The organism is Pseudonocardia parietis, from assembly GCF_017876315.1.
Classification (GTDB): Bacteria; Actinomycetota; Actinomycetes; order Mycobacteriales; family Pseudonocardiaceae; genus Pseudonocardia; species Pseudonocardia parietis.
Window position 1 is genome coordinate 5068685 of record NZ_JAGINU010000001.1, and the last position, 22969, is coordinate 5091653.

Annotated in this window: 24 protein-coding genes and 1 riboswitch; of the genes, 8 read left to right on the forward strand and 16 right to left on the reverse strand. The window is 74.7% G+C overall.

Annotated elements, in window-relative coordinates; translation table 11 throughout:
- Nucleotides 1-6 precede the first annotated feature (6 nt).
- Nucleotides 7-669, forward strand: coding sequence for a haloacid dehalogenase type II (locus JOF36_RS23765; RefSeq protein WP_210030932.1), 663 nt, complete (start codon nucleotides 7-9; stop codon nucleotides 667-669).
- Between the two features lie 6 nt (nucleotides 670-675).
- Here JOF36_RS23765 and JOF36_RS23770 read toward each other — a convergent pair whose 3' ends face one another.
- The 7 genes from JOF36_RS23770 to JOF36_RS23800 form a co-directional block, all read right to left on the reverse strand.
- Nucleotides 676-1647, reverse strand: a complete 972-nt coding sequence (locus JOF36_RS23770; protein ID WP_210030933.1) for an L-histidine N(alpha)-methyltransferase — start codon at nucleotides 1645-1647, stop codon at nucleotides 676-678.
- Nucleotides 1644-2681, reverse strand: a complete 1038-nt coding sequence (locus tag JOF36_RS23775; RefSeq protein WP_210030934.1) for an iron-containing redox enzyme family protein — start codon at nucleotides 2679-2681, stop codon at nucleotides 1644-1646. The genes JOF36_RS23770 and JOF36_RS23775 overlap by 4 nt, the downstream gene beginning before the upstream one ends.
- Nucleotides 2678-2890, reverse strand: coding sequence for a CDGSH iron-sulfur domain-containing protein (locus JOF36_RS23780; RefSeq protein WP_307862560.1), 213 nt, complete (start codon nucleotides 2888-2890; stop codon nucleotides 2678-2680). Before JOF36_RS23780 ends, JOF36_RS23775 begins: the two co-directional genes overlap by 4 nt.
- A complete protein-coding gene (locus JOF36_RS23785; protein ID WP_210030935.1) occupies nucleotides 2880-3542 on the reverse strand; it encodes a HemK2/MTQ2 family protein methyltransferase in 663 nt (220 codons plus the stop codon). The genes JOF36_RS23780 and JOF36_RS23785 overlap by 11 nt, the downstream gene beginning before the upstream one ends.
- Before the next feature lie 42 nt (nucleotides 3543-3584).
- On the reverse strand, nucleotides 3585-4418 hold the full coding sequence (locus JOF36_RS23790; RefSeq protein ID WP_210030937.1) for an ABC transporter ATP-binding protein: 834 nt from the start codon (nucleotides 4416-4418) through the stop codon (nucleotides 3585-3587).
- Nucleotides 4415-5167 (reverse strand): ABC transporter permease, encoded by a 753-nt coding sequence (locus JOF36_RS23795; protein ID WP_210030939.1) that lies wholly within the window; start codon nucleotides 5165-5167, stop codon nucleotides 4415-4417. Before JOF36_RS23795 ends, JOF36_RS23790 begins: the two co-directional genes overlap by 4 nt.
- Nucleotides 5164-6177, reverse strand: coding sequence for an ABC transporter substrate-binding protein (locus tag JOF36_RS23800; RefSeq protein ID WP_210030944.1), 1014 nt, complete (start codon nucleotides 6175-6177; stop codon nucleotides 5164-5166). The genes JOF36_RS23795 and JOF36_RS23800 overlap by 4 nt, the downstream gene beginning before the upstream one ends.
- Nucleotides 6171-6283, reverse strand: a riboswitch (TPP riboswitch). It overlaps the preceding gene by 7 nt.
- A gap of 211 nt (nucleotides 6284-6494) precedes the next feature.
- Between JOF36_RS23800 and JOF36_RS23805 the strand changes: the two genes are divergently transcribed.
- Nucleotides 6495-7289, forward strand: a complete 795-nt coding sequence (locus JOF36_RS23805; RefSeq protein ID WP_210030945.1) for a hypothetical protein — start codon at nucleotides 6495-6497, stop codon at nucleotides 7287-7289.
- A 57-nt stretch (nucleotides 7290-7346) separates the two neighbouring features.
- On the opposite strand, the gene JOF36_RS23810 is transcribed toward JOF36_RS23805, so the two are convergent.
- The gene (locus tag JOF36_RS23810; RefSeq protein ID WP_210030947.1) at nucleotides 7347-7787 is read right to left on the reverse strand and encodes a helix-turn-helix domain-containing protein; all 441 of its coding nucleotides are present in this window, start codon (nucleotides 7785-7787) and stop codon (nucleotides 7347-7349) included.
- A 128-nt stretch (nucleotides 7788-7915) separates the two neighbouring features.
- Between JOF36_RS23810 and JOF36_RS23815 the strand changes: the two genes are divergently transcribed.
- Nucleotides 7916-9625, forward strand: a complete 1710-nt coding sequence (locus JOF36_RS23815) for a choline dehydrogenase (RefSeq protein ID WP_210030949.1) — start codon at nucleotides 7916-7918, stop codon at nucleotides 9623-9625.
- Nucleotides 9626-9747: 122 nt separating this feature from the next.
- Here JOF36_RS23815 and JOF36_RS23820 read toward each other — a convergent pair whose 3' ends face one another.
- Complete coding sequence (locus tag JOF36_RS23820; protein WP_210030951.1) at nucleotides 9748-9933, reverse strand: DUF7455 domain-containing protein; 186 nt, start codon at nucleotides 9931-9933, stop codon at nucleotides 9748-9750.
- Between the two features lie 364 nt (nucleotides 9934-10297).
- Between JOF36_RS23820 and JOF36_RS23825 the strand changes: the two genes are divergently transcribed.
- Complete coding sequence (locus JOF36_RS23825; RefSeq protein WP_245352474.1) at nucleotides 10298-11170, forward strand: EamA family transporter; 873 nt, start codon at nucleotides 10298-10300, stop codon at nucleotides 11168-11170.
- Nucleotides 11171-11237: 67 nt separating this feature from the next.
- Here JOF36_RS23825 and JOF36_RS23830 read toward each other — a convergent pair whose 3' ends face one another.
- Both JOF36_RS23830 and JOF36_RS23835 read right to left on the reverse strand, forming a co-directional pair.
- Entirely contained in the window at nucleotides 11238-12968 is a 1731-nt protein-coding gene (locus JOF36_RS23830) for a DEAD/DEAH box helicase (protein ID WP_210030954.1), read from the reverse strand.
- An 849-nt stretch (nucleotides 12969-13817) separates the two neighbouring features.
- Entirely contained in the window at nucleotides 13818-14465 is a 648-nt protein-coding gene (locus tag JOF36_RS23835) for a class I SAM-dependent methyltransferase (protein ID WP_245350956.1), read from the reverse strand.
- A 119-nt stretch (nucleotides 14466-14584) separates the two neighbouring features.
- Between JOF36_RS23835 and JOF36_RS23840 the strand changes: the two genes are divergently transcribed.
- Genes JOF36_RS23840 through JOF36_RS23850 form a run of 3 tightly spaced genes read left to right on the forward strand, consistent with a single transcriptional unit; the run spans nucleotide 14585 to nucleotide 18166 of the window.
- Complete coding sequence (locus JOF36_RS23840) at nucleotides 14585-16624, forward strand: polyhydroxyalkanoate synthase family protein (protein WP_210030955.1); 2040 nt, start codon at nucleotides 14585-14587, stop codon at nucleotides 16622-16624.
- Nucleotides 16625-16679: 55 nt separating this feature from the next.
- Nucleotides 16680-17525, forward strand: coding sequence for an alpha/beta fold hydrolase (locus JOF36_RS23845; protein WP_245350957.1), 846 nt, complete (start codon nucleotides 16680-16682; stop codon nucleotides 17523-17525).
- 32 nt (nucleotides 17526-17557) lie between these two features.
- Entirely contained in the window at nucleotides 17558-18166 is a 609-nt protein-coding gene (locus JOF36_RS23850) for a GNAT family N-acetyltransferase (protein ID WP_210030956.1), read from the forward strand.
- Nucleotides 18167-18172: 6 nt separating this feature from the next.
- Here JOF36_RS23850 and JOF36_RS23855 read toward each other — a convergent pair whose 3' ends face one another.
- From JOF36_RS23855 to JOF36_RS23875, 5 genes are all read right to left on the reverse strand, one after another.
- Nucleotides 18173-18427: a DUF3039 domain-containing protein gene (locus tag JOF36_RS23855; RefSeq protein WP_210030957.1), complete on the reverse strand. Its 255-nt coding sequence runs from the start codon at nucleotides 18425-18427 to the stop codon at nucleotides 18173-18175.
- Between the two features lie 69 nt (nucleotides 18428-18496).
- On the reverse strand, nucleotides 18497-19015 hold the full coding sequence (locus JOF36_RS41450) for a DUF3099 domain-containing protein (protein ID WP_372447406.1): 519 nt from the start codon (nucleotides 19013-19015) through the stop codon (nucleotides 18497-18499).
- 91 nt (nucleotides 19016-19106) lie between these two features.
- Nucleotides 19107-20303, reverse strand: coding sequence for a phosphorylase family protein (locus JOF36_RS23865; protein ID WP_210030959.1), 1197 nt, complete (start codon nucleotides 20301-20303; stop codon nucleotides 19107-19109).
- A complete protein-coding gene (locus JOF36_RS39380) occupies nucleotides 20300-20713 on the reverse strand; it encodes an ArsR/SmtB family transcription factor (protein ID WP_210030960.1) in 414 nt (137 codons plus the stop codon). Before JOF36_RS39380 ends, JOF36_RS23865 begins: the two co-directional genes overlap by 4 nt.
- Before the next feature lie 18 nt (nucleotides 20714-20731).
- Nucleotides 20732-21322 (reverse strand): HhH-GPD-type base excision DNA repair protein, encoded by a 591-nt coding sequence (locus JOF36_RS23875; RefSeq protein WP_210030962.1) that lies wholly within the window; start codon nucleotides 21320-21322, stop codon nucleotides 20732-20734.
- A 40-nt stretch (nucleotides 21323-21362) separates the two neighbouring features.
- Between JOF36_RS23875 and JOF36_RS23880 the strand changes: the two genes are divergently transcribed.
- A complete protein-coding gene (locus JOF36_RS23880; RefSeq protein ID WP_210030964.1) occupies nucleotides 21363-22922 on the forward strand; it encodes a DUF7782 domain-containing protein in 1560 nt (519 codons plus the stop codon).
- The last annotated feature ends 47 nt before the right edge of the window (nucleotides 22923-22969 follow it).

A 22969-nucleotide genomic window follows, 5' to 3' on the forward strand; every position in this document is an offset into this window, starting at 1 on the left:
AGGCGGATGACGATCACGACCGCGGTGTTCGACGTCAACGAGACGCTCTCCGACCTGTCCCCCCTGACGAAGAGGTTCACCGACCTCGGCGCACCCGAGTGGGCCGCGTCGTACTGGTTCACGAGCACGCTGCGCGAGGGCATCGCCCTGGCCGCGGGCGGCGAGCTGCGGACCTTCTCCGAGATCGGCGCCCAGACCGCGGCCCGGCTGCTGCGCCGGCACGGCGTGCGCTGGGCCGACGCCCGCGCCCGGGAGGTCCTGGAAGGGTTCCTCGAGCTGCCCGTGCACCCCGACGTCCACGACGGCGTCGCGGCCCTGCGTGCCGCCGGGCTGCGGCTGGTGACGCTGTCCAACGGCGCGAGCGGTGTCGCCGAGAAGCTCCTCGGCGACCACGGCCTGCGCGCGCAGTTCGACCACGTCCTCTCGGTCGAGGATGCCGGGATCTGGAAGCCCGCCCCCGCCGCCTACGAGTACGCACTGCGGACCTGCGGGATCACCGCGTCCGAGGCGGTCATGATCGCCGTGCACCCGTGGGACCTGCACGGCGCGGCGCGGATCGGGATGTCGACGGCCTGGCTCGACCGGGACGGCGAGTCCTACCCCGCCTACCTGGACGCGCCGACGTTCACCGTGCGCGCGCTGCCCGGGCTCGCGCCGCTGCTGGTCTGATGCGGCTCAGCGGCGGAACAGGAAGATCCCGTAGCGGTGCTCGGGATCGACCCACTGCGCCTGCAACCGCGGACCGTGCACCGCGACGTCCGCGCAGAACCGGTCGGGATCGAACTTGGCGGAGAAGCCGACGTTGATCCCGTCGCCGCGGGGCACCTCGAGGTCCAGATCCAGACCGGGCAGCGCGACCCGCTGGTCGCTGCGGGCCCACAGCCGTCCCTCGACGACCTCGGCGCGGGTGTCGTAGTGCGCCACCGGCATGAAGTCCGCGAGATCCACCTGCCCGCCGAAGCGGCGGGCCAGATGACCCAGGTGGTTGAGGCGGAAGTCGGCGAACGCCGTGTGCCCCGGCGGGTCGTTGTAGCAGGTCTCGAACACCGGCGCCGGTTTGATCAGGTCGGCCGAGACGAGGAACGCGTCGCCGGGCCGCAGGGTCGCGGCGATCCGGGCGAGCAACGCCTCCCGTTCCGCGGCGGTGGTGTTGCCGATGTTGGCGCCGAGGAACAGGACGGCGAGCGGCGGGCCGCCGTCGTCGCGCAGCCGGTCGAGCCCGGCCTCGTAGCGGCCCCACAACCCGGTGACGGTCAGCCCGGGGATCGTGTCGAACCGGTCGGCGCTGTGCTCCAGCATCTCCCGGCTGACGTCGACCGGAAGGTAGGTGGTCCGGCGGCGACGCGCACACGCCTCGAGCAGCAGCCGGGTCTTCTTCGCGCTGCCCGACCCGAGCTCGGCGACGCGGCTGCAGCCCAGCTGCCCGGCGATGTCGTCGCCGTGGCGCCGCAGCAGCTCCCACTCGACACGGGTCAGGTAGTAGGTGGGCAGCTCGGTGATCTGCTCGAACAGCTCCGAGCCGCGCGCGTCGTAGCCGAACCACGGCGGGATCCGCGGGACCGGTTCGGTGAGGCAGGCGCGCAGCCCGTCGGCGTCGTCGAAGAACGCCGCGCCGGACTCGAGCTCGACGACGTCGGCGGCGGTCACCGGCCGGACCCGTCCGGCAGCGGGTGGCGCAGCGCGGTGCGTCCCGCGGCCCACCGGTCCAGGAGCAGGGCGTCGAGCCGGCCGCCGAGGAACCCGGCGGCCCGGATGCCGAACACGACGTCGGCGGCGAGCGCGGGCTCCTCGGCGAGCAGCGGGGCCAGCACCCCGCGGCGGACGATCTGCTCGTGCACCGCGTCGGCCTCGACGTGCTCGTCGTAGAACCGGATCGCCGCGGGCCCGCAGCCGAGCCGGCGCATGGCGCGCACCAGCCGCTCCGATCCGGGCGACGACGTCAGCTCGACCAGCGCGAACTGCCCGACCAGGGCGCCACGCAGGCTGCGCCGCAACCCGCACAGCGACATGAAGTTGACCTCGGCGAGGGTGGCGCCGGGGACCGCGTCGACGTAGTGGCCGTAGCCGGTGTGCAGGCCGAGCTCGGCCATCATGTCGGCGAACAGGGTCGCGTGCATGCGGGCCGGGTCGCCCCCGCCGTACTCGTCGTGCTCGACGGTGACCAGCGCGGCCTTCGCCGCGGGCGGCAGCCGCGGGATCACCCACGCCTGCGGGTCGGCCTCCTTGAGGTGGTAGATCGACCGGTGCGCGACGTACTCGCGCAGCTGCCACAGCTCACCGCGCCGGTGCAGGTGGTGCGAGACGCCGGTCTCCGCTCCGGCCCCGACCGGCTCGACCAGCAGGGCGTCGACCGCGGCTGCCACGTCGTCACCGGGTTCGACGTCGGTGCGCAGTGCGGCCAGGAAGCGTTCCTCGAGCTCGGTGCGCAGTGCGAGCAGGCGCAGGTCCCACTCGAGGTCGTCGTCGACACCGGCAAAGCCGCGGTAGTGCAGCTCGTAGCAGCAGTGCAGGGCCAGCTGCAGGTCGTCGCCGTACGGATCCGCCGCGGCGGGATCGGGCAGCTGCGCCACCGCCGAGCCGTGCAGCACGGCGAGCACGGCCTCCGACAGCGGGCCCCGCGCGGCGGGCAGCGGCGCGAGCCCGGTCCGGACAGCCAGGGCGGCGCTCGACAGGGTGGTCACGATCCTTGCTCCTCTCGGACCCGGGTGCGGTGGCTGGTGTCGCAGAAGGGCGGGCGCCGGGTGCGCCGGCACGTGCACAGAGCGGTGACCGGGCGGTCGGACCGGACCCGGCGCCCGTCGGCCAGCTCGATCTCCACCGGGCCGTGCACCAGGACCGGGCCGTCGTCGGTCAGTGTCACCCGGGTCGGCCGGGCCGGCTCAGCAGGCACGGACGGCCTCGATCACGACCAGCTCCTCCTCGACGGCGCCGCGCTCGGCCAATCCGCGCGCCTCGTGCAACGCGGCGCGGGCCCGCATGACCGGCCCCAGCGGGATCCGGACCCGGTCGGCGACGCGGGCCGTCATGCCCCGGCCGGCGAGCCGGTCGAGCGTGCGCTGCGCCCCGCAGACGGCGCTGTGCACCAGCACCAGCGCCCCGTCCGGCACCAGATGGTCGGCGGCGCCGTCGCAGATCCGGTCGATCACCAGGCGCCCGTCACGGCCGCCGTCCCAGCAGCGGCCCATGCCACGGCGGGGCAGCCGGTCGGTCGACGACGGCACGTACGGCGGGTTCGCCGTGAGCAGGCCGAACCGGCGCCCGTGCACCGGGGCGAACAGGTCACCGCGGTGCACCCGCAGCCGGGTCCGGTGCAGCCGCGCGTTGAGCCGGGCGGCCTGCACCGCCCGCCGGGACACGTCGACCGCGGTCACCGACGCCGCACCGGCCCGGGCCGCGGCGAGCGCCGCACTGCCGGTGCCGGTACCGAGATCGAGCACGTCTCGCCCGCGGGCGAGACCGGAGCGGGTGAGGGCCCGGGACAGCAGCTCGGTGTCGGACTGCGGCCGGTAGACCCCGGGCGGGCTGATCAGGAAGGTCGCCACGTCAGGACGCCGTCCCGCGGGCGGCGACGGCCGGAGTGTCGGTCACGAGGAACCCTTTCGTCGTGCGGACGGTGCGCGACCCGGGTACCCGCCGTCGCCTGATCCATCCGTGATCCCGTCCACCGAGGACTCCGCCGAGGGCGCGCGCAGGGTGTCCAGCAGCTCCGTCTCGACGGCGGCCAGGCGTGGATCGGTGAGGACCGCGCGGGTGCGCGGCCGGGGCAGATCGACCGTGATCTCCCGCCGCACCGTGGCCGGGCGCGGCGAGAGCACCAGCACCCGGTCGGACAGGAAGGCGGCCTCCCGGACGTCGTGCGTGATCAGCAGGATCGTCCACCCGTAGCGTTGGCGCACCGACTCCAGCCACTCCTGCATCCCGGTACGGGTGAGCGCGTCGAGCGCGCCGAAGGGCTCGTCGAGCAGCAGCACCTGCCGCCCGCCGACGACCGTGCGCAGTAGGGCCGCCCGCTGTCGCATCCCGCCGGACAGCTCGTCGGGACGGGACTGCTCGAACCCGGCCAGGCCGAACGGCTCGAACAGCGCCCGCGCACGCTCGCGCGCCTCCCGCCGGGACGCCCCGGCGACCTCCAGCCCGAGTGTGGTGTTGTCGAGCACCGTCCGCCAGGGGAACAGCAGGTCCTGCTGGGGCATCAGCCCGAACGGGGCGCCGCGGACCGGGCCGCCGTCGACCTCGACCGTGCCGGAGACATCCGCCCCGTCGAGGATCCCGGCGAGCGCGCCGAACAGCGTCGACTTGCCGCACCCGGACGGCCCGACGATCGACACGAACTCCCCCGGCGCGACGCCGAGGCTCAGGTCGTCGAGCACCGGCAACGCCCCGTAGGACACCGACAGGTCCCGCACCGCCACCTTCATCGCCGATCACCTCGGTACCAGGGCGTCACCAGGCGTTGCACCAGGAAGGTCAGCCCGAACAGCGCGACCGACAGCACCGCCGTCACGCCCACCGCGGCGAGCACGAGATCGGTACGGAACTGGTTCTTCTGCAGCTGCATGAAGATCCCCAGCCCGGCCCGGGCTCCGACGTACTCGGCGAAGATCGCACCCGTCACCGCGTAGGTGATCGCGATCCGCAGCGAGGTGAAGAACGACGGCAGCGCCCCCGGCAGCCGGACGTAGCGGAACCGCTGCCACCGCGAGGCGCCCATGCTGCGCAGCAGCGCGGTCGCCGACCGGTCGGTCGCGGCGAAGCCCTCGATCAGTCCGACGGTGACCGGGAAGAACGTCACCAGCGCGATGACCAGCACCTTCGGCAGCAGGCCGAACCCGAACCAGATGATCAGCAGCGGCGCGATCGCCACCACCGGCAGCGTCTGCGACGCGACCAGCAACGGCGTCACCGCGCGCCGCAGCCACGGCGAGAAGTCCACCGCGATCGCGATCCCCCAGGCCACGGTCAGCGACACCGCGAAGCCGATCACCGTCACCTGGATCGTCGGCAGCGCGTTCTCCCACAGCGCCGAGCGGAACGCCCAGCCCTGTTCGAGGACCCGCAGCGGCGACGGCAGCACCTGCGGCCGGGCGCCGGTCAGCGTCACCGCGACCTGCCAGGCCACCAGCAGCGCCGCGACCACCAGGACGGCCGGCGCGAGGCGGCGGGTCACGGCGCCAGGAAGTCGTTGGTGAACCAGGTCGAGAAGTCCGGCTTGCCGGTCACCGGCGCGCCGTCCGGCCCGGCCACGGTGCCGGTGTCGTAGAGGAAGCCGGAGAACCCCTCCCAGCGCTGCGCACTCTGGTACCCGATGCGGCCCTGCTCGTCACGCAGGAAGTCCCGGGCGAGCATCTGCGCACCCTGGTCGACCAGCGCGTCTGAGGTGAACGCAGCCGGGTTCGCCTCTTTGAGCATCCGCGCCGCCTCGGCCGGCTTCTCGGCGGCGAGGGCGTACCCGCGCTGGACGGCCTGCACGAACGCGCGCGCCCGGTCCGGGTTCTCCCGCAGCCAGGTCGAGTTGCCGGCGAGCAGCACGTTGTAGGCGTCCGGGAAGCCGTAGTCGGTGTAGCGGAAGGTCTTCAGCGGCTCGTTGCGCAGCGTCGCCTCGATGCCCTCGACGTTGAGGAAGGGCTCCGTGAAGTCGGCCCGGCCCGCGTAGAGCGCCTCGTAGGCCGCGGTGTCGAGGACCTCGGTGCGGAACTCGCCGCGGCCGCCGTCGGCCCGGATCACGGCCTGCATCTTCGGGACCTCGCCCGGCCCGCCGAACCCGGCGTAGATCTTGCCGTCCAGGTCGCGCGGGCTCCGGATGTCGGTCCGGTCGGCGCGCACGGCGATCGCGCTCGCCCAGTGCTGCAGGATCGCCATCACCGAGGTGATGTCGGCACCGGCGGCCTTCGAGTAGGTGAACGAGTCCTGGAAGCTGATCCCGAAGTCGGCGGCGCCGGCGCCGACCAGGGTGTCCGGCGAGGTCGCGTTGTAGGGCAGGAACTCGACGTCCAGGCCCGCCTCGCGGAAGTACCCGGCCTGCTGGGCGGCGTACAGCCCCAGGTGGTTGGTGTTGGGCGTCCAGTCCAGCGCGACCCGGATCGGCCGGTCGGCGCCGGTCTGCCCGGCGGCCGCGCATGCGGACACCACCAACAGCAGCGCGACGAGCAGGACGACGGGGCGGGCACGTGACAGCACGAGAGAGGCCTCCCTACGCCGGTGTCAACCGGATCAGGTTCGAACGGTCGACGGCCGGTCCTGCCGCCCTCTCAGCCTCGGAACGTGGGCTCCCGCGGTACGCCGATCAGCCTACGCGGGCGGGCGGTCCCCGACCACCGGCCACCACCGTCATCTGGCGCACAGGCTCGTCACCGAACGTGGTTACCTGGTAGAGGTACGCGAGCCGGTGCCACCGATCCGGACGCCGAGCATTATCCTCCGATGCGATACGACGACGCTGCGTGATCGAGCCCCGTACCCGGACACGGGTACCGGCGCGGCGTGGAAGGGACGAGATGGCGGCCTCCCCCTGGATCTCCGGCGCCCCCGGGCGGCCCTCGCCCGATCCCTCCCCCGCGCTGGTGCGGGTGGCGCTGCAGGCCGGGGCGACCTCGGTCGCCCACGTCGACGTCGCCGCGATGCTGTCCGGGCTCTGCGTGGCGCTCGTGCCCGCCGCCGGCGTCGCGGGGGCCGCGCTGCTCCTGCGCGAGCCGGCCGATCCACGGGACCCGGAGGCGCGACGCGTGTTCGGTTCGGACACCGCGGCGACCCGGCTCGGTGATCTTCAGCGGAACGCCGACGCGGGCCCCGGTCCGAGCGCCGAGCGGGGCGAACGCGTCCTGCTCACGCCCGACCTCACCCGCTCCGGTCCACCCGAGCTCGCCGCAGCCGCGGCGGACTTCGGGCTGGTGCGGTCGCTCACCGTCCCGGTGCCGGTCGCCGGGCGCACGGCCGGGGTGCTGCAGCTGCTGGCCCGGGGCAGGCCCGGGGACGAGCTGACCGACCGGCTCGCCGTCGCACTGCAGCCACTGGTGACCGCGATGGCGGCCCGGATCGCCGACGTCCGCGAGCTGGCCCGGCTCGAGCGGGAGGCCGAGCGGGCCGCGTCGGCGCCGTCCGCCCCTGCTCCCGTACCCCGGCTACCCGCACCGCGCGACCCCGTCGGCGGCCCTCTCCGTCCCGGGCCGGGCACCGGGCCGCGACCCACGGACCGGACCGCCCTCGTCCCCGCCGCCCGGCAATCGGGTGCGACGCACGCGGCCCCTCGGATCCCGTTGCAGCGGCGCGCCCGGCACCGCCGCGACGACTGACGCGCGATATCGCCGGCGCACCGGCCGCCCACGCACCGCTCCGGCGGCGTCGCCGGCTCAGTGACCCGGCGGCCCGGCGCCCGCGTCGGCGCTCTGCTCGGCCGCGCGTGCCGCCTGCACCTGGACGTGTTCCTGCAGGTAGGCCGACACCCGCTGCCGACTGACCCCGAACAGGCGGCCGATCCCGGCGATCGACTCCCCCTCGTCGTGCAGCGCCACCGCCTCCTCCCGGCGGAAGCGCCCGCCGACGGCGCCGAGCCCGTCCAGGGCGCGGGTCACGCTCTCCACGATCAGCGGCCGCTTCTCCCGCGGCACGATCTGCCGCCAGCTCGTGCCCTCGGCGCGCAGCTCCTGCAGCTCCCGCACCCGTTCCCGGGCGGACTCCAGATCCGCGATCGACGCCTCCAGCTGGGCGCTCAGCGCCGCCAGTGCTCGGTCGGCGTCGTCGGGCCCACCGCTCGCACCCGCCACTGCGATGCCCTCCTCCGCCGTCGTCACGCCGCCGAGCCTACGGGTCCGTGGTCCCCCGTTCGGGGAGCACGCGTACCCTCAGCGAACGCAAGGGGGGTTGCGCCCTCGGACGGGTCGTTCGCGGCAGCGGATCGCGACACGGGAGGCACGGGTACATGGTGCGGTACGACGTGGTCATCGTCGGTGGTGGCTCGGCCGGTGCCGTGCTGGCGAACCGGCTCAGCGAGGATCCGGCCCGCCGCGTCCTGGTACTGGAGGCGGGCCGGCCGGACCACCGCTGGGACCCGGTGATCCGGATGCCCGCCGCGCTGTCGCGCGCCTGGGGCAACCCGCGCTACGACTGGTGCTACACCACCGAGCCGGAGGAGGGCCTCGACGGCCGCCGGCTCGCCGTCCCGCGGGGGAAGGTGCTCGGCGGGAGCAGCAGCATCAACGGCATGGTCTACCAGCGCGGCCACCCCGGCGACTACGACCGCTGGGCCACCGGCGCCGGCGCGGCCCAGTGGAGCTCCGCGCACTGCCTGCCCTACTTCCGGCGCCTGGAACGGCGGCTGTCCGAGCACCGCATCGCCCTCGACGCCGACCGCACCGGTCCGCAGATCCTGGAGCGCGCCCCGGCCACCGGGCCGCTGAACGACGCCTTCCTCATCGCGGCCCGCCAGGCCGGGCACGCCGTGGTCGAGAACGTCAACGGGCCCCTGCAGGAGGGCTTCTCCCGTACCGAGCGGACCATCTTCCGCGGCCGCCGCTACTCCTCCACCGACGCCTACCTCTACCCCGTCTCGGCGTCCCGGCCGAACCTGCAGATCCGGACCGGTGCGGCCGTGCGGACGTTGCGTTTCGACGCCCGCGGCACGCGGGTGATCGGGGTCCGGTTCCGCACCGCGGACGGTCTCACGCACGACGTGGACGCCGACGAGACGATCCTCTGCGCCGGCGCGATCGCGACCCCGCAGCTGCTGCAGGTCTCCGGGATCGGCGATCCCGCACACCTGACGTCGATCGGGGCCGAGGTCCGCGCCGCGCTCCCCGGGGTCGGGGCGAACCTGCAGGACCATCTCGCGATCCACCTGCAGCACTCCTGCGTGCGGCCGGTCTCGCTGTCCACCCACCGGCGGGTCCACAAGCTGCCCGCCGCCGCGGCCCGCTGGCTCGTGTCGGGTACCGGGATCGGCGCCAGCAACCACTTCGAGATCGGCGGGTTCGCCTCGACCTCGCAGGGCGGCGGGATCCCGGACGTCATGATGTTGTTCGCGCCGGTGGCGATGCGGTTCGCGCCGGACGTGCGGCCGGCCGGGCACGGCTTCGAGATGCACGTCAGCGTGATGGCGGCCGACGCCCGCGGCACCGTGCGGGCCACGTCGCGTGACATGTCGGTGCCGCCCGCGCTGCGGATGAACTATCTGGGCAGCCCCGCCGACCGCCGGCGCTGGGTGGAGGCGGTGGAGATCGCGCGGGACGTGCTCGCCCAGCCCGCGTTCGCCGGGCTGGACGGCGGCGAGACGTTCCCGGGCCCGTGGGTCCGTTCCCCGGAGCAGGTGCTCGACTGGGTCTCCCGGCGCGCCCAGAACGGGCTGCACCCGACGAGCACGGCCCGGATGGGTACCGACGAGGGCAGCGTCGTCGACCCGGCCTCGATGCGGGTGCACGGGCTCGACGGCGTGCGGGTGGTCGACGCGTCGGTCTTCCCGGACGTGCCGAACTCCAACACCTACGGGCCGGTCCTCATGGTCGCCGAGCGGGCCGCCGATCTCGTCCTGGGCAACACGCCGCTGCCTGCCGACCCGCGGCCGTCGGTCGCCCCGCTGCCCGCCCGGACCGGGCGACGCAACGGGAACGCGGTCACCGGGCTCGTCCGGGCCTGAACTTCTCCGGGCCTGAACCGTTCGGGGCCTGAACTTTCGGGCCTGAACTTCTCGGGCCCGGACACGGACGGGGCGGGGACCCTGGATGGATCCCCGCCCCGTCCGTCAGGTCTGTACGGGCCTCACTCGCCGTTCTGGACCTCCACGCCCGACTCACGCAGCTTGTCGGCGTGAGCACGACCGTGGTGGTTGCAGAAGAGGAGCTCCCCACCGGAGGGCAGGATCGCGCGCACCTTGGCCGCCGCACCGCAACGGTCACAGCGGTCGGCGAGGGTCAGTTCGGGCCGGGTCAGCGTTTCGGGCTGCATAGCGGTCTCCCTCCGTCGCGGCGGCGGGCCTCGGGCGGCCCCTCCGCCGTATCACTGTGACGACCGCACCATGTGCGTCGCCCACACTTAAACAGACGCTCGAGGCCCCTGCACGTGTTCCCGGGGTGCGTCGCGACAACCGTCACGTTTGAAGTTCAACGTTCGGGCCGGTGACGTCGCGTTGTACCCGCGGTGACCGATTACGTATGAAGTTGACTGCGTGTGAATCATGCGGGGACATCGGCCACTCGTGCAAGCGCTGCCGGTGAACACGGTGTGTCGCGGCTACGGTGGCCGGGTGCGTCCCAGGCCCTCGGGTGACCGGATACCCGCCCCGCTGCTCTTTCTGGCGGGCGGCACGTCGATGTACATCGGTGCGGCACTTGCTGTAGGGCTGTTCGACCGGCTGGCCCCCTCCGCGGTCGCGGAGCTGCGGCTGATCGGAGCTGCGCTGATCCTGCTCGCCTGGCGCCGCCCGGGCCGCGACGCCTGGCGCGGCGTCCGGCTGGTCCGGGCCGGGCTGTTCGGCCTCGCGACGGCCCTGATGAACGTCGCGTACTACGAGGCGATCGCCCGGCTCCCGCTCGGCACCGCCGTGGCGATCGAGTTCACCGGTCCGGTGCTGGTCGCGGCGCTGGCCTCGCGCCGGTTCCGCGACGTCGGGGCGGTCGGCCTGGCCGCGGCGGGCGTACTGCTGATCGCCGACGTCCGGTGGTCCGGGAGCCCGGAGGGCGTGCTCTGGGCGCTCGGCGCGGCCGCGATGTGGGCGGCCTACATCCTGCTCGGCAAACGGGTCGCCCGGGCCGGCAGCGGCATCGACGACCTGGCGACCGGGTTCACGGTCGCGGCCGTCGCACTGTCACCGCTGCTGTTCGTCGGGCCGGCCGGGTCGGACACGGTCTTCGGCGTGACGAACCTCGGACCGCTCGCCGATCCGGGCGTGCTCGCCCTCTCCGTCGGGCTGGGAGTGCTGTCCTCGGTCGTCCCCTACGTGCTCGACCAGGTGGTGCTGCGCCGGGTCGGGCAGGCACGGTTCGCCGTCCTGCTGGCGCTGCTGCCGGTCACCGCGACGGTGATCGGTGTCGTCGCGCTGGCCCAGATGCCGGGAGCGTTGGAAGGGCTCGGCATCCTGCTGGTGATCGCGGCGGTCGCGCTGCGGTCGAGGGACGGCGACGAGCCCGTCCCCGAGCCGGCGACTTCGGGCGAGGCGACCATCGGCCGCGACCGCCCCGGCTGACCCGCTCGGCTGGCCTGCCCCGCGGACCTGCCCCGCGGACCTGCCCCCGCCGACCTGCCCGAAGCCGTCAGCGCCAGGACCGCAGTGTCGCGATCCGCTCCTCGAGCTGCTCGATGGTCGCCATCGCGACCGGCGGGCCTCCGCAGGACTTGCGCAGATCGTTGTGGATCGCGCCGTGCGGCTTGCGGGTCTTGTGGTTGTGCAGCGCGACCAGCGTGTTCAGCTCCTTGCGCAGCGTCTGCAACCGCTCGCGGACGCTCACCGAACCCCGCTCGGACGGCGGCGGTGGCGTGGGCTCGGTCGCCGGGGTGGCGCGGGCCTGGGCACCGGTGCGCGGTGACCCCTTCGCGATCCAGTCCGCCTGCCGCTTCGACAGCAGCGTCCGCACCTGCTCGGGCTCCAGCAGCCCGGGCAGACCGAGGTAGTCCTCCTCGTCGGCGGAGTAGGTGGCGCCCTCGTAGATCAGCTGGTCGAGCTCGGCCTCGGCCCCCAGCGAGGTGAACGCCTTCTCCTGCTCGCCGGGCTCGTCCTTCTGCTTGTTCGCCTCGTTCAGCTCGGCGTCGTCCCAGACCTCCTCGGGACGCTGCGGCTTGCCGAGGACGTGGTCGCGCTGGGCCTCCAGCTCGCTCGCGAGCCCGAGCAGCACCGGCACGCTGGGGACGAACACCGACGCGGTCTCGCCCGGCCGCCGGGACCGCACGAACCGGCCGATGGCCTGGGCGAAGTACAGCGGGGTCGACGCCGAGGTCGCGTACACCCCGACCGCCAGCCGCGGCACGTCGACGCCCTCGGACACCATCCGCACCGCGACCATCCACCGCTGCTCCGAGCGGGCGAACTCGGCGATCCGGTCCGAGGAGCCGGCCTCGTCGGAGAGGACGACCGCCGGCTGGTCCCCGGTGATCTTCCGCAGGATCGCGGCGTAGGACCGCGCGGTGGTCTGGTCGGAGGCGATCACCAGGCCGCCGGCGTCGGGCATGCCGCCGTCGCGGTGGCTCTGCAGCCGCTTGTCGGCAGCGGCCAGCACGCTGGGGATCCAGTCCTCGGCGGGGTCGAGCGCGGTCCGCCAGGCCATCGCGGTCTGCTCGCGGGTCAGCGGCTCGCCCAGGCGCGCCGAGATCTCCTCCCCCGCACTGGTCCGCCAGTTCGACGTCCCGGAGTAGGCCAGGAACACGACCGGCCGGACGACGTTGTCGGCCAGTGCCTCGGCGTAGCCGTACTGGTGGTCGGCGCGGCTGCGCGGGGCGCCGTCGGCGTCCGGGACGTACTCGACGAACGGGATCGGGTTGTCGTCGGACCGGAACGGGGTACCGGTCAGCGCCAGCCGGCGGGTGGCGGGCTCGAAGGCCTCGTAGACGGCCTCGCCCCAGGACTTCGCGTCGCCGGCGTGGTGGATCTCGTCGAGGATCACCAGCATCCGCCGGTTCTCGGTGCGGTTGCGGTGCAGCATCGGGTGAGCCGCGACACCGGCATAGGTGATGGCGACGCCGTGGTAGTCCCGCGACGTGCCGCCCGCGGAGTTGCGGAACTCCGGGTCGATCGCGATCCCGGCGGCAACGGCGGCCTCGGCCCACTGGTACTTCAGATGTTCGGTCGGGGTGACGACCGTCACCGCGTCGATCACCCGATCGCGCAGCAGCTCCGCGGCGACCCGCAGGGCGAACGTCGTCTTGCCCGCGCCGGGGGTCGCGACCGCGAGGAAATCCTGCGGCGAGGTCGCGAGGTAGCGGGCGAGTGCACTGCGCTGCCAGGCGCGCAGCGGGCGGGTCTCCGGCGACACGAGCTGGGCTTGCGACACACGTCTCCCCTGGTCCGTGGGTCGTTCCCGGGCGGGAACCTGCGAGCCCCGCGGGCGGACGGCGTCGTCGCTCGACCCGCTGCGAGGCGCCGATCAGGGTATCCCGGCGGCTGCCGGGGCACCCGGGTGGTCCGGGCCCGGGCCCGCGGTGCAGGTCAGGAACCGGAAGCTCACGGCGCCGGCCGGGAACGGAAGCTCACGGCGCCCGCCGGGCGGCACTCGGTCGGCCGGGCGGCACTCGGCCGGCCGGGCGAGGTCGACACCCCGGGCGATCGCCCGGCAGCCCGGGCTCGGTCACCCAGAACCCTCGACGGCCGGGCCCGGCACGGTTCGCCGCCGATCGGGCCGGGCGCGACGAGTGCGCCCAGCCCGAGCTGGGTGAGCCGGAGCGCCCACCGCACCAGCGGGGTTGCATCCGCGCCGGGCGACCTGGTCGCCGCCGGCCGCCCCCGCTGCGATCCACCTGGCACGACCTGATCCGCCGGGCCCTGGGCGAGTGATCACCCGTTGAGGAGCGCAACGCACGGCTCACGTACGCCACACTCCTCAACCGGTGATCACCCCCATGGCCCTTGCCACGCGCCTCACGGATCCGTGGCGGGTATCGCCCGGCCCAGGCCGATGCCCCGCATCGATCCGTGGCGGGCGTCGGCCGCGGCCAGGCGGCGCTGATCACCCGTTGAGGAGCACAGCGCACGCGTCGCGTACGCCACACTCCCCAACCGGTGATCACCACCCGCGGGCCCCTGCCAGGCGGCCCACCACGATCCGTGGGCCGGGGCCGGCGCCGGCGCGGTCGGGCGGGTACGGCGGGGATCTGCCCGGAACGCCGTGTGCCGGCCGGGCCGGTTACCCGCGGCCCCGCGGGCGCGGGCGGCGAGCCGTGAGGACGAACGCCGGCGGCACGTTGGCGAGCACGGTCCGGCCCACGACGACCTCCTCGAAGGCCTCCCCGAGCCGCGCGCGCAGCCGCCGGGCCGGGACCGTCCAGCGGGTGCAGGCGTAGCCGAACTGGGTGAACGCGCTTCCCGGACCCATGGCGCCGGCGATCACGGCGGTGAGCGGCGTCCCCCCGGGCGGGTAGGCGGCCCACGGCAGGCCGGAGACGACGACGTCCGCGGCGCCGAGGCCGCGCGCGGCCAGCAGCGCGGGGAGGTCCGTCGCGTCGGCCACGGCGACGTCCAGACCCGGGTGGCTCCGGTGCAGCAGCGCGGCCAGCCGCGGGTTGAGCTCGACGGCGAGATGGTGGCCCCGCCCGCCGAGCCGTCGGGCGATCACGTCGGTGAACGCGCCGGTCCCCGGCCCCAGCTCGACGACTACCGGATCGCCTGTCTCCGGCACCGGCGCGGTGGCCGCGACGGCGAGTGCGTGCGAGCTGGGCAGGCAGGATGCGGTGCGCAGCGGGTCGCGGACGAACTCGCGCAGGAACACACCGGATCCGGCCGGGACGGGCGAGGGTCGGGCGGCGGGGGTTCGGGCGGCAGGGGTGCTGGTCATCGGGCTCCCGGATCGCTGGTGACGGGCGGGCGCCGGGCACGCTGCCCGGCCCGGCTGACCACCCGACGACCACGGGGTGAACGTGGCACGGCGGTCCCGGGTGGGGATGATGGGCGGCGATGAGCACGAGCGAGGGCGGCCGCACCGTGGACGGCGCCGCCACGGACCGCGCCGCCACGGCCCCCACTGCCGCGGACCGTGCTGCCACACGCCGAGATACCGCGGGCCGGGATACCACGGACGGCAGGGCCACGAACGGCGCTGCTACGGACGCCGGAGCCACGGACGGCGGGGTTACGAACGGCACGGCCACGGACGGCGGGGCCACGGACGGCGGGGCCACGGACGGCGGGGCCCGGGCCGCAGGCGGCCCGCTGGCCCTCCCCGCGGCCGGGCTGCGGCTGGCGGCGGCGCTGACCGCCCGGCCGTCGCTCCTCCTGCGCCATGCCGGCGGCTGGGCGGCCGAGCTGGGGCGGGTCGGCCTCGGCCGGTCCGGCATCGCTCCCGGACCCGACGCCCGGTCCACCGGCCCGGTCCGGTTGCCCGACCCGGTCCGGCGGCGCGCCGTGCAGGCGTTCCTGGTCACCGCCGACGCCCTGTCCGGGTTACTCGACGACGCCGCGGGCCCACCGGACTCGCCTCTCCCACCGGAGGACGCCGAGCGGCTGCGCGTGCCGCTGCTCGATCTGACCGTGCTGATCGCCCCCGGGACGGTGGACGCTGCGCCCCGGTCCACCGGATCGGCGCGCTGGTCCACCGGATCGGCGCGCTCGGACGGCACCACGCACCCCACACCGCGCACCGGGCGCGCGGAGCCGGCCGGTGGCCCCGGCACGCCCGCAAGCCCCCGCACGTCCGCAACCCCCGGCCCGGGCATCGAGCCCGGAACCGGCCCCGCGACGTCCTTCCGGCCGGCCGGAACCGGAAGCACCGGCAGCGGTACCGGCGCGCCCGCCACCTCCCCCGCCGAGACCGCCGAGATCGCCGAGATCGCCGAGATCGCCGAGCGGGTCTTCACCGCACCCGGTCCGGGCGACCCCGGTGTGCCGTTCGACACCGGTGCCCGCGAGGCCGGCGGCGGCCCCGTCCCGGGCCGGGACGTCGCCGCCGCACCCGGCGCCGTCGTGGCGCGCACCCCGATGTTCGAGCTGCTCCAGTACCTGCCGGTGACCGAACAGGTGCACGACGCCCCGGTCCTCGTCGTCCCGCCGCTGGTGCACCGGTACTGGCTGGCCGACCTGGCCCCCGGCTTCTCGCTGGTCGAGCACCTGGTCGCCGAGGGCCTGCAGGTGTTCGCGCTGTCCTGGCGCCCGGCAGGCCCCGAGGACGCCGGGCGGGACCTGGACGCGCACGCCGCCGCCGTCCTGGACGCCGTGGACGCCTGCCTGCGGATCGCCCGTACCCCGCGGGTCTCGCTGCTGGGTCTCCGCACCGGTGGCCTGCTCACGGCCGCCGTCCAGGCGCACCTCACGGCGATCGGGCTGGACGACCGGATCGCCGCCGCCGGCTACCTGGCGACCGTCCTGGACGGCTCCGGCGCCCCGCCCCGCCCCGGTACCGGGCCGCACGACCGGGAACCGCGGTCCGATCCGGGCTACAGCGACGGCTACGGCGACGGCGGCCCGCACGGCCGCGCAGCCCGGGCGATGCGGACCTGGCTCGAGGACCGCCTGCCCCTGCCGGCGCCGTTGCGCGCCGACATGGCCGCCCTCGCCGGCGGAGCGGACACCGCTGTCCGGGTGCTCGGCACCCCCGTGCACCCGGCCGGGCTGCGCCGGGACGGCTACCTGGTCACCGCCGCCGACGACCCCGGCCGCCCGTGGACCGCCGGGTACCGCACCGCGCGGTCGCTCGGCGGGTCCTGCCGGCTGGTGCTCGCTCCCGGCGACCGGGCCGGCGCGGTGATCGCCCCGCCACGGCTCGCGACGTCGTTCCGGGTGGCGCCCTGCGATGCGGGCGACGGCGCTGCCGAGGCCTGGCTCGCCGCTGCCGAGCACGTCGAGGGTTCCTGGTGGGACGACCTGGCCGGCTGGCTGGCCGACCGGTCCGGGGCGCTGCGGGACGCACCACCGGAGCTCGGCGGGCGTCGGCTCCCGCCGCTGTTCCCGGCACCGGGCACCTATCTCCGCGCGGCTGCGGGCGTCCCGGCCCGGACGTGACCGACCGCTCTCCCGGCCCCGGTGAACCGCCACGGGGCCCTACGCTCCCCCGGTGATGACCACTTCACCACGTCCGCGACCGGCGGGAGCCCGGATCGAGGAGCACGACGTGCTCGTCGGCGGTCGCACCCTGCGCGTCGTGCGGCGCCCCGCCTCCGGGCCGGGCGCCCGCCGTACCCCGCTGCTGCTGTGCAACGGCATCGGCGCCGCCACCGACGTCCTCGATCCGCTGGTCGAGGCGCTGCCGGCGGATCTCGACGTGATCCGGTTCGATCCGCCGGGGATCGGCGGTTCGCCGCTGCCCCGGATGCCGTACCACCTGGCCTGGATGGCGCACCGCGTCGGCCAGGTGCTGACCAAGCTGGGCGTGCGCGAGGCCGACGTCCTCGGCTACTCCTGGGGCGGGATGCTCGCCCAGCAGCTCGCGATCAGCCGGCGCAGGCGGGTCCGCAAGCTGGTGCTGGCGGCCACTGGCCCCGGTGCGCTGATGATCCCGGCCTCGCCCCGGGTGATGGCCGTGCTGACCTCGCCGAAGCGGCATCAGGACCCGGCCTACGTCGACGCCGTCGCCGCGCGGATCTACGGCGGCTCGTTGCGTGATCACCCGGAGCGGGCCGCGGAGACGCTCGGGGCGGGCTCGAAGCGGGCCCCGATGCGCGGCTACTACTACCAGCTGCTCGCGCTGTCCGGCTGGACCAGCCTGCCGCTGCTGCCGGCGATCACCGCGGACACCCTGATCATCGCCGGGGACGACGACCCGATCGTCCCGCGCGGCAACGCGACCCTGCTGCAGCGCGGCATCCGGCGCTCGCAGGTCCACCGCCATCCCGGCGGTCACCTGGAGATGCTGCTGGATCCGGAGCCGTTCGCCGCCGAGATCGACCGGTTCCTGTCGTCCTGAGCGCGGACGGTCCTCACCCGGGTGGCCGAACCGTGCTGCGCCCCGGCCGGAGCAGCGACGCGGCGGCGCTCGCGAGCCTCGACGCCGGGGAGCGTGCCGTGCTCGGGGAGTCGAGCCCGGGCTGGCACATCACGGCCGCGGGCGACCCGGCGAAGGTCCATCTCGTGCTCGACGACGGCGCAGGCCCGGCCGGGTATCTGGTCCTCGCCGCACCACGCGGCCCGGAGCCGGGTGTGGAGCTGCACCGCCTGGTGGTCGCGGCCGCCCGGCGCCGCGCAGGTCTCGGTCGCGCGCTGCTGCACACGGCCCTGCGTCTGACGGGTGCCTCGCGCGCACCGGAACGTCGCGAGCCCCGGGACCTGCCGGCGGGTGCCGGGCGCGACGACGGAGCGCCGCTCAGCGACGCGCTCGAGCGCGACGCCCGCCGGGTGCCGCCCCTCGATGACGCGCTCGGTCCCGACGCCCACTGGGCGCCGCCGGGGTGGCTGGCCGCCGGGCGGATCTGGCTGGAGGTCGCCCCGGACAACGCCACGGCGCTGCGGCTCTACCGCTCGGCGGGCCTGGACGTCGAGACCCGGCTGCCGTCGGTGCCGGGCGACCCGGACTCGCCGCCGCTGCGGCTGGTGCTGTCCCGCGGGTGACCGGGCTCAGGAGTCGCCGTCGCCACCCTTGGGCAGGCCCTGGAAGATCTCCTTGCACTGCGGGCAGACCGGCGAGCCGGGCTTGGGGGACTTGGTCACCGGGAAGGTCTCGCCGCACAGTGCCACGACCATGTTGCCCAGGACCGCACTCTCGGTGATCCGGGACTTCTGGACGTAGTGGAACACGTCCGGCGTGTCGTCGTCGGTGCTCTCGGTGCCTTCCGGCCGGGTGTCGACCTCGGGAAGTGTCGTCGTGGACATGCCCCCCATGATGCACCACGCCCGCCATCGCGGGTTCCCGCAGCCTGGCCGTGTGTGAGGGGAACCCGGTCAGCCGGGGCCGGACGGGTCGCGCCGCCCGGCGGTACCCGCCACATCGGTGGTACCCGCCGCATCGGCCGTGCGCACCGGATCGGTCGCACCCGCCGGATCGGTCGTGCGCGACGGATCGGTCGCGCCCGCAGGACCGGTCGCGCCCGCAGGGTCGGTCGCGCGCCCCGGGCCGGTCGCGCCGGCTGCGCCCGCCGCGTCGTCCTCCGCGGAGTCGATCACGTCGTGCGGCCGGGACTCGATCTCCCGGTGCCCGTGCTTGTACCGGTTCGGCGCCTCCGTCTTGCGCGGCAGCCGGTCGTTGGCGATGAGCACGGCGATCCACGGCAGCGGGACCGAGATCACCAGCAGGGTCACCGCGAGCCACGGGATCTGATAGAAGATGCCGGCCAGGATGATGCACGGGAAACGGAGACCCATCGTCCACTTGTAGCGCCGCTTCCGGACCGCCAGCTCCTCCTCGTAGGACATCTGTGCGTCCGTGATGAGAACCGGGTCCTCGCGTCGCGGGTCGGTCACGTGACCACCTCCGACGTCCATGGTGACACCCGTACGGGGACACCGCGCAACGGCCGCCCGTGGGAGGGGCGGCACCCGTTCGCCGACCCGATCAGGCGCTGTCCGGCCCGTTGCCCAGCAGCGGTTCGTCGACCGAGCGGACCTCGGAGCCCGGCAGCCCGTCCGGGTGCTCGGCGCGGGCCTGTTCGACGGCGTCGAGCGCGATCCCGAGATGTTTGCGCTTGCTGGTCTCGTAGAACGCTCGCGCACCGCCGGCGAGCTTCGGCTCGGCGTGCAGCGGCTTGTCCGAGACGCACAGCAGGGTGGCGTTCGGGATCCGGTACCGGAAGCCGTTCGCCGCGATCGTCGCCGACTCCATGTCCACCGCGACCGCCCGCGCGAGCCGCATCCGGTACAGCGTCGAGGACTGGTTGAACTCCCAGTTCCGGTTGTCGGTCGTGTGCACGACACCGGGCCGGTAGGTCGCCTCCGCCCGCTCGAGGGCGCCCATCAGGTAGCTGTTGAGCCGGAGACTCGGGATCACCGGGACGTCCGCGGGCAGCACCTCGTCGAGCACGTGGTCGGCCCGCTGGTAGGCCGTGGCCAGCACGAAGTCGCCCAGCTCCTGGCGGTTCCGCAGGCCACCCGCGTGCCCGATCATGATCATGGTGTCCGGGCGGAGGACGGCCAGGTGGTCGGTGACCGTCTTCGCGTTGGCCGGACCGACGCCGATGTTGACCAGGGTCACGCCGTCGGCACCGTCGATACCGCCCCGCGCGTGGAAGGCGGGCATCTGCACACCCTCGCGGTCCGGGCGCTCGGCGTCCGGGAACCGCTCCAGGAACGACTCGACGTGCATCGCGTAGTTGGTGAACAGGACGTGGCGCTGGAACGACTCGGCCGGTGTCCCGGTGTAGTGCGAGAGCCGGTCCAGCGACAGCGCCATCCGCTCGGGGCCGAACAGGAACAGCTTCTTCACCCGCAGGTCGAAGCGGTCCTCGTCGAGTGCGGCGAAGAACTCGGGATCGGTGAAGGCCCGGGCCGGGCGGGCCGCCCGCGCCGTCACCGTCGCGCCGGCGGCGACCAGGCCGCGCAGCTCGCGGTGCAGGTAGCGGCGGATCGCGGACGGCCGGGCGAACTCGCCGGAGATCCGCGGGTTGTGCGCCGACCAGGGCCGCACCACCTCCAGCTCCGGGTACCAGCCGTCGTGGTAGACGGCGTCGGCCGCGTCGAGCAGCCGGTCGATCTCGTGGTCGAGCTTCTCGGCCGGGACCGGCGCCCGGACCTGCTCGATCATCGCCGGGGTCACGCGTGGTCCCGGTCGGTGTCGTCGCCGCCGTGCGCGTGCAGCCTGCCGGGCGAAACCGCCGTCGCCGAGACGACCTCCAGCAGCCGGCGGGCCAGGCCGTCGGTCAGCCGGTAGCGGACCAGCCGGCCCTGCCGGTGCGCGGTGACCATCCCGTGCGCGCGCAGCAGCCGCAGCGCGTGCGACACCGCCGAGTCGCTCATCCCGACGGCCACGGCCAGGTCCGAGACGCACAGGTCCCCGGCGTGCTGCAGGGCGAGCAGCAGGGACAGCCGATTGGCCTCCCCCAGGACGTCCAGGACGGTCGCCGCCTCCGCGACCTTCACCCCGTCGGAGAGGACGGCGACGGCGTCGCAGACCTGGTCCGGGTCGATCACGCGGGCGCCGCTGAGTGCCTCCGGAACCTTGTGCACGACACCGATGCTAGCGGTCTACGCGCGGGCGGCGGATTTCCGCTCCTTCGCCGCGGCTTTGATCGCCTTCTTCGTGTCCCGTACCTCGACGAGAGTCTGCGCGTCGACGACGTCGGCGGCGGAGCGCCGGGAGTCCTGCTGCCCGTACTCGCCGGCGGCCTCGCGCCAGCCGTCCGGGGTGACGCCGTACTGCTTGCCCAGGATCGCGACGAAGATCTTGGCCTTCTGCTCGCCGTAGCCCGGCAGTGCTTTGAGCCGGCGCAGGACCTCCCGCCCGTCCGGCTCGCCGCGGGTCCAGATCGCCGCCGGGTCGCCGTCCCACTCGTCGACGATCGCGCGGCACATCTCCTGGACCCGCTTGGCCATCGAACCGCCGTAGCGGTGGATCGCCGGCGGGGTGGTGGCCAGCGTCGCGAACTCGTCCGGGTCGTGGTCGGCGATCACCCGGACGTCGAGGCCGCCGAGCCGCTCGTACAGCTTCTGCGGCCCGCGGAACGCGACCTCCATCTGGATCTGCTGGTCGAGCAGCATGCCGATCAGCAGCGCCAGCGGCTCGCGTTCCAACAGCGCGTCGGCCTCGGGCTCCTGAGCGATGCAGATGCCGGTCATAGGAACAGAATGGCACGGCAGCGTGGTTCAGAATGGTGGGGTGCTCCCCCATCTCGCCCCCGGGCAGACCGACCGCGTCCGCGGCTGTCTGCTCGACGCCGGCTACACCCCGGACGGCGTGCGTGCCCTGCTGGGCCGTTCCGCGCACGACGCGCTGACCCGCGGGGAACCCGAGCCCGCCGCGCGGGCCAGCCGTGACGGCGGCGAGCTCGGCACGCTGGTCCGGCTGTTCCTGCTGGAGGGCGTCGAGCCCGAACCCGCGGTGACGGCGGCGCTGGGCGACCTCGACCCGCTCCTGGACGGCCGGATCCTGCGCCGCACCCCGGACGGCATCCGTGCCGCGCTCGACGTCCGCCCGTACGGGGAGGGCGCCGGCGACGGCGGGGAGCCCGGCGCGGACTGGTGGGTCGTCTCGGACCTGGACTCCCCCGCCGCCCGGCAGGACCGCGAACACGTCACCGGGGTCGGTGGGGCGTCGCTGTCGCTGGCCGCGGCCACCGTGCGCCGCCCGGTCGGCTCGCTGCTCGACCTGGGCACCGGCTGCGGGGTCCAGGCCCTGCACGGCTCCCGGCACGCGGTGCACGTGGTCGCCACCGACGTGCTGCCGCGGGCGCTGGCGCTGGCGCGGCTGTCCTGCGGCCTGTCCGGTGTGGACGTCGACCTGCGCGAGGGGCCGTGGTTCGACCCGGTGGCCGGTGAGCGGTTCGACCAGGTCGTGTCGAACCCGCCGTTCGTGCCGGGCCCGCCGCGGGTGGACTACGTCTACCGCGACTCCGGTCAGGCCGGGGACGCCGCGCTCGCCGGGCTGCTCGGCGAGCTGCCGGGACTGCTCAACCCCGGCGGTGTCGCGCAGCTGCTCGGCTCGTGGCTGCACGTGCGCGGCGAGGACTGGCCGGACCGGGTGCGCTCCTGGCTGCCCGGTGGCGTCGACGCCTGGATCCTGCAGCGTGAGGTCGTCGATCCGGCGATGCACGTCGGCACCTGGCAGCGCGACGCCGGCCTGGCCGTCGCCGCACCGGCGGCCCGGGAGCAGGCGGCGGCCTGGCTGGACTGGATGGCCGCCGAACGCGTCGAGGGGGTCGGCTTCGGGTTCCTGCTGCTGCGCCGCACCGACTCCGAGCCGACCGTCGTGGTCGAGGACCTGCCCGGCGAGCTCGGCGAGGGGCTCGGCCGGGAGATGACCGGCTGGCTGGACCGGATCGACTGGCTGCGGGCACACTCCCGCGACGACGACCTGCTCGGCGCGACGCTGCTGATCGCGCCGGAGACGGTGCTGGAGTCGGCATCGTCGGTGGACCCGGACGGCGGCTGGAGCGAGCTGTCCACGAGTGTGCGCCGCTGGTCCGGGCCCGGCTGGGAACACCAGGTCGACGGCCCGGCCGCGGCCCTGCTGGCCGGCTGCCGGGGCGAGCTGCCGCTGTCCGAGCTGATCGCGCTGCTGTCCTTCGCGCACGACCGCCCCTACGACGCGCTCGTGGAGGCGACCCTGCCCGCGGTGCGCGAGTTCGTCCGGCACGGGCTGCTGCTGCCGGTGGACGGCTGGCCGCACCCGGTCAACAGCGGCGCCGCGTCGGCCTCTCCCGCAGGCCCGGTCGGATGACCGGCCGCACGCGGGTCGCGGCAGTCCGGGAGGCGCCCGGCGCCGGC

Coding starts and splice junctions, on each gene's coding strand:
- JOF36_RS23845 (WP_245350957.1), top strand. CDS start 16,680: ATGACCACTTCACCACGTCCGCGACCGGCGGGAGCCCGGATCGAGGAG.
- JOF36_RS23815 (WP_210030949.1), top strand. CDS start 7,916: ATGGTGCGGTACGACGTGGTCATCGTCGGTGGTGGCTCGGCCGGTGCC.
- JOF36_RS23835 (WP_245350956.1), bottom strand. CDS start 14,465: ATGACCAGCACCCCTGCCGCCCGAACCCCCGCCGCCCGACCCTCGCCC.
- JOF36_RS23825 (WP_245352474.1), top strand. CDS start 10,298: ATGTACATCGGTGCGGCACTTGCTGTAGGGCTGTTCGACCGGCTGGCC.
- JOF36_RS23790 (WP_210030937.1), bottom strand. CDS start 4,418: ATGAAGGTGGCGGTGCGGGACCTGTCGGTGTCCTACGGGGCGTTGCCG.
- JOF36_RS23765 (WP_210030932.1), top strand. CDS start 7: ATGACGATCACGACCGCGGTGTTCGACGTCAACGAGACGCTCTCCGAC.
- JOF36_RS23840 (WP_210030955.1), top strand. CDS start 14,585: ATGAGCACGAGCGAGGGCGGCCGCACCGTGGACGGCGCCGCCACGGAC.
- JOF36_RS23820 (WP_210030951.1), bottom strand. CDS start 9,933: ATGCAGCCCGAAACGCTGACCCGGCCCGAACTGACCCTCGCCGACCGC.
- JOF36_RS23855 (WP_210030957.1), bottom strand. CDS start 18,427: ATGTCCACGACGACACTTCCCGAGGTCGACACCCGGCCGGAAGGCACC.
- JOF36_RS23805 (WP_210030945.1), top strand. CDS start 6,495: ATGGCGGCCTCCCCCTGGATCTCCGGCGCCCCCGGGCGGCCCTCGCCC.
- JOF36_RS23875 (WP_210030962.1), bottom strand. CDS start 21,322: ATGACCGGCATCTGCATCGCTCAGGAGCCCGAGGCCGACGCGCTGTTG.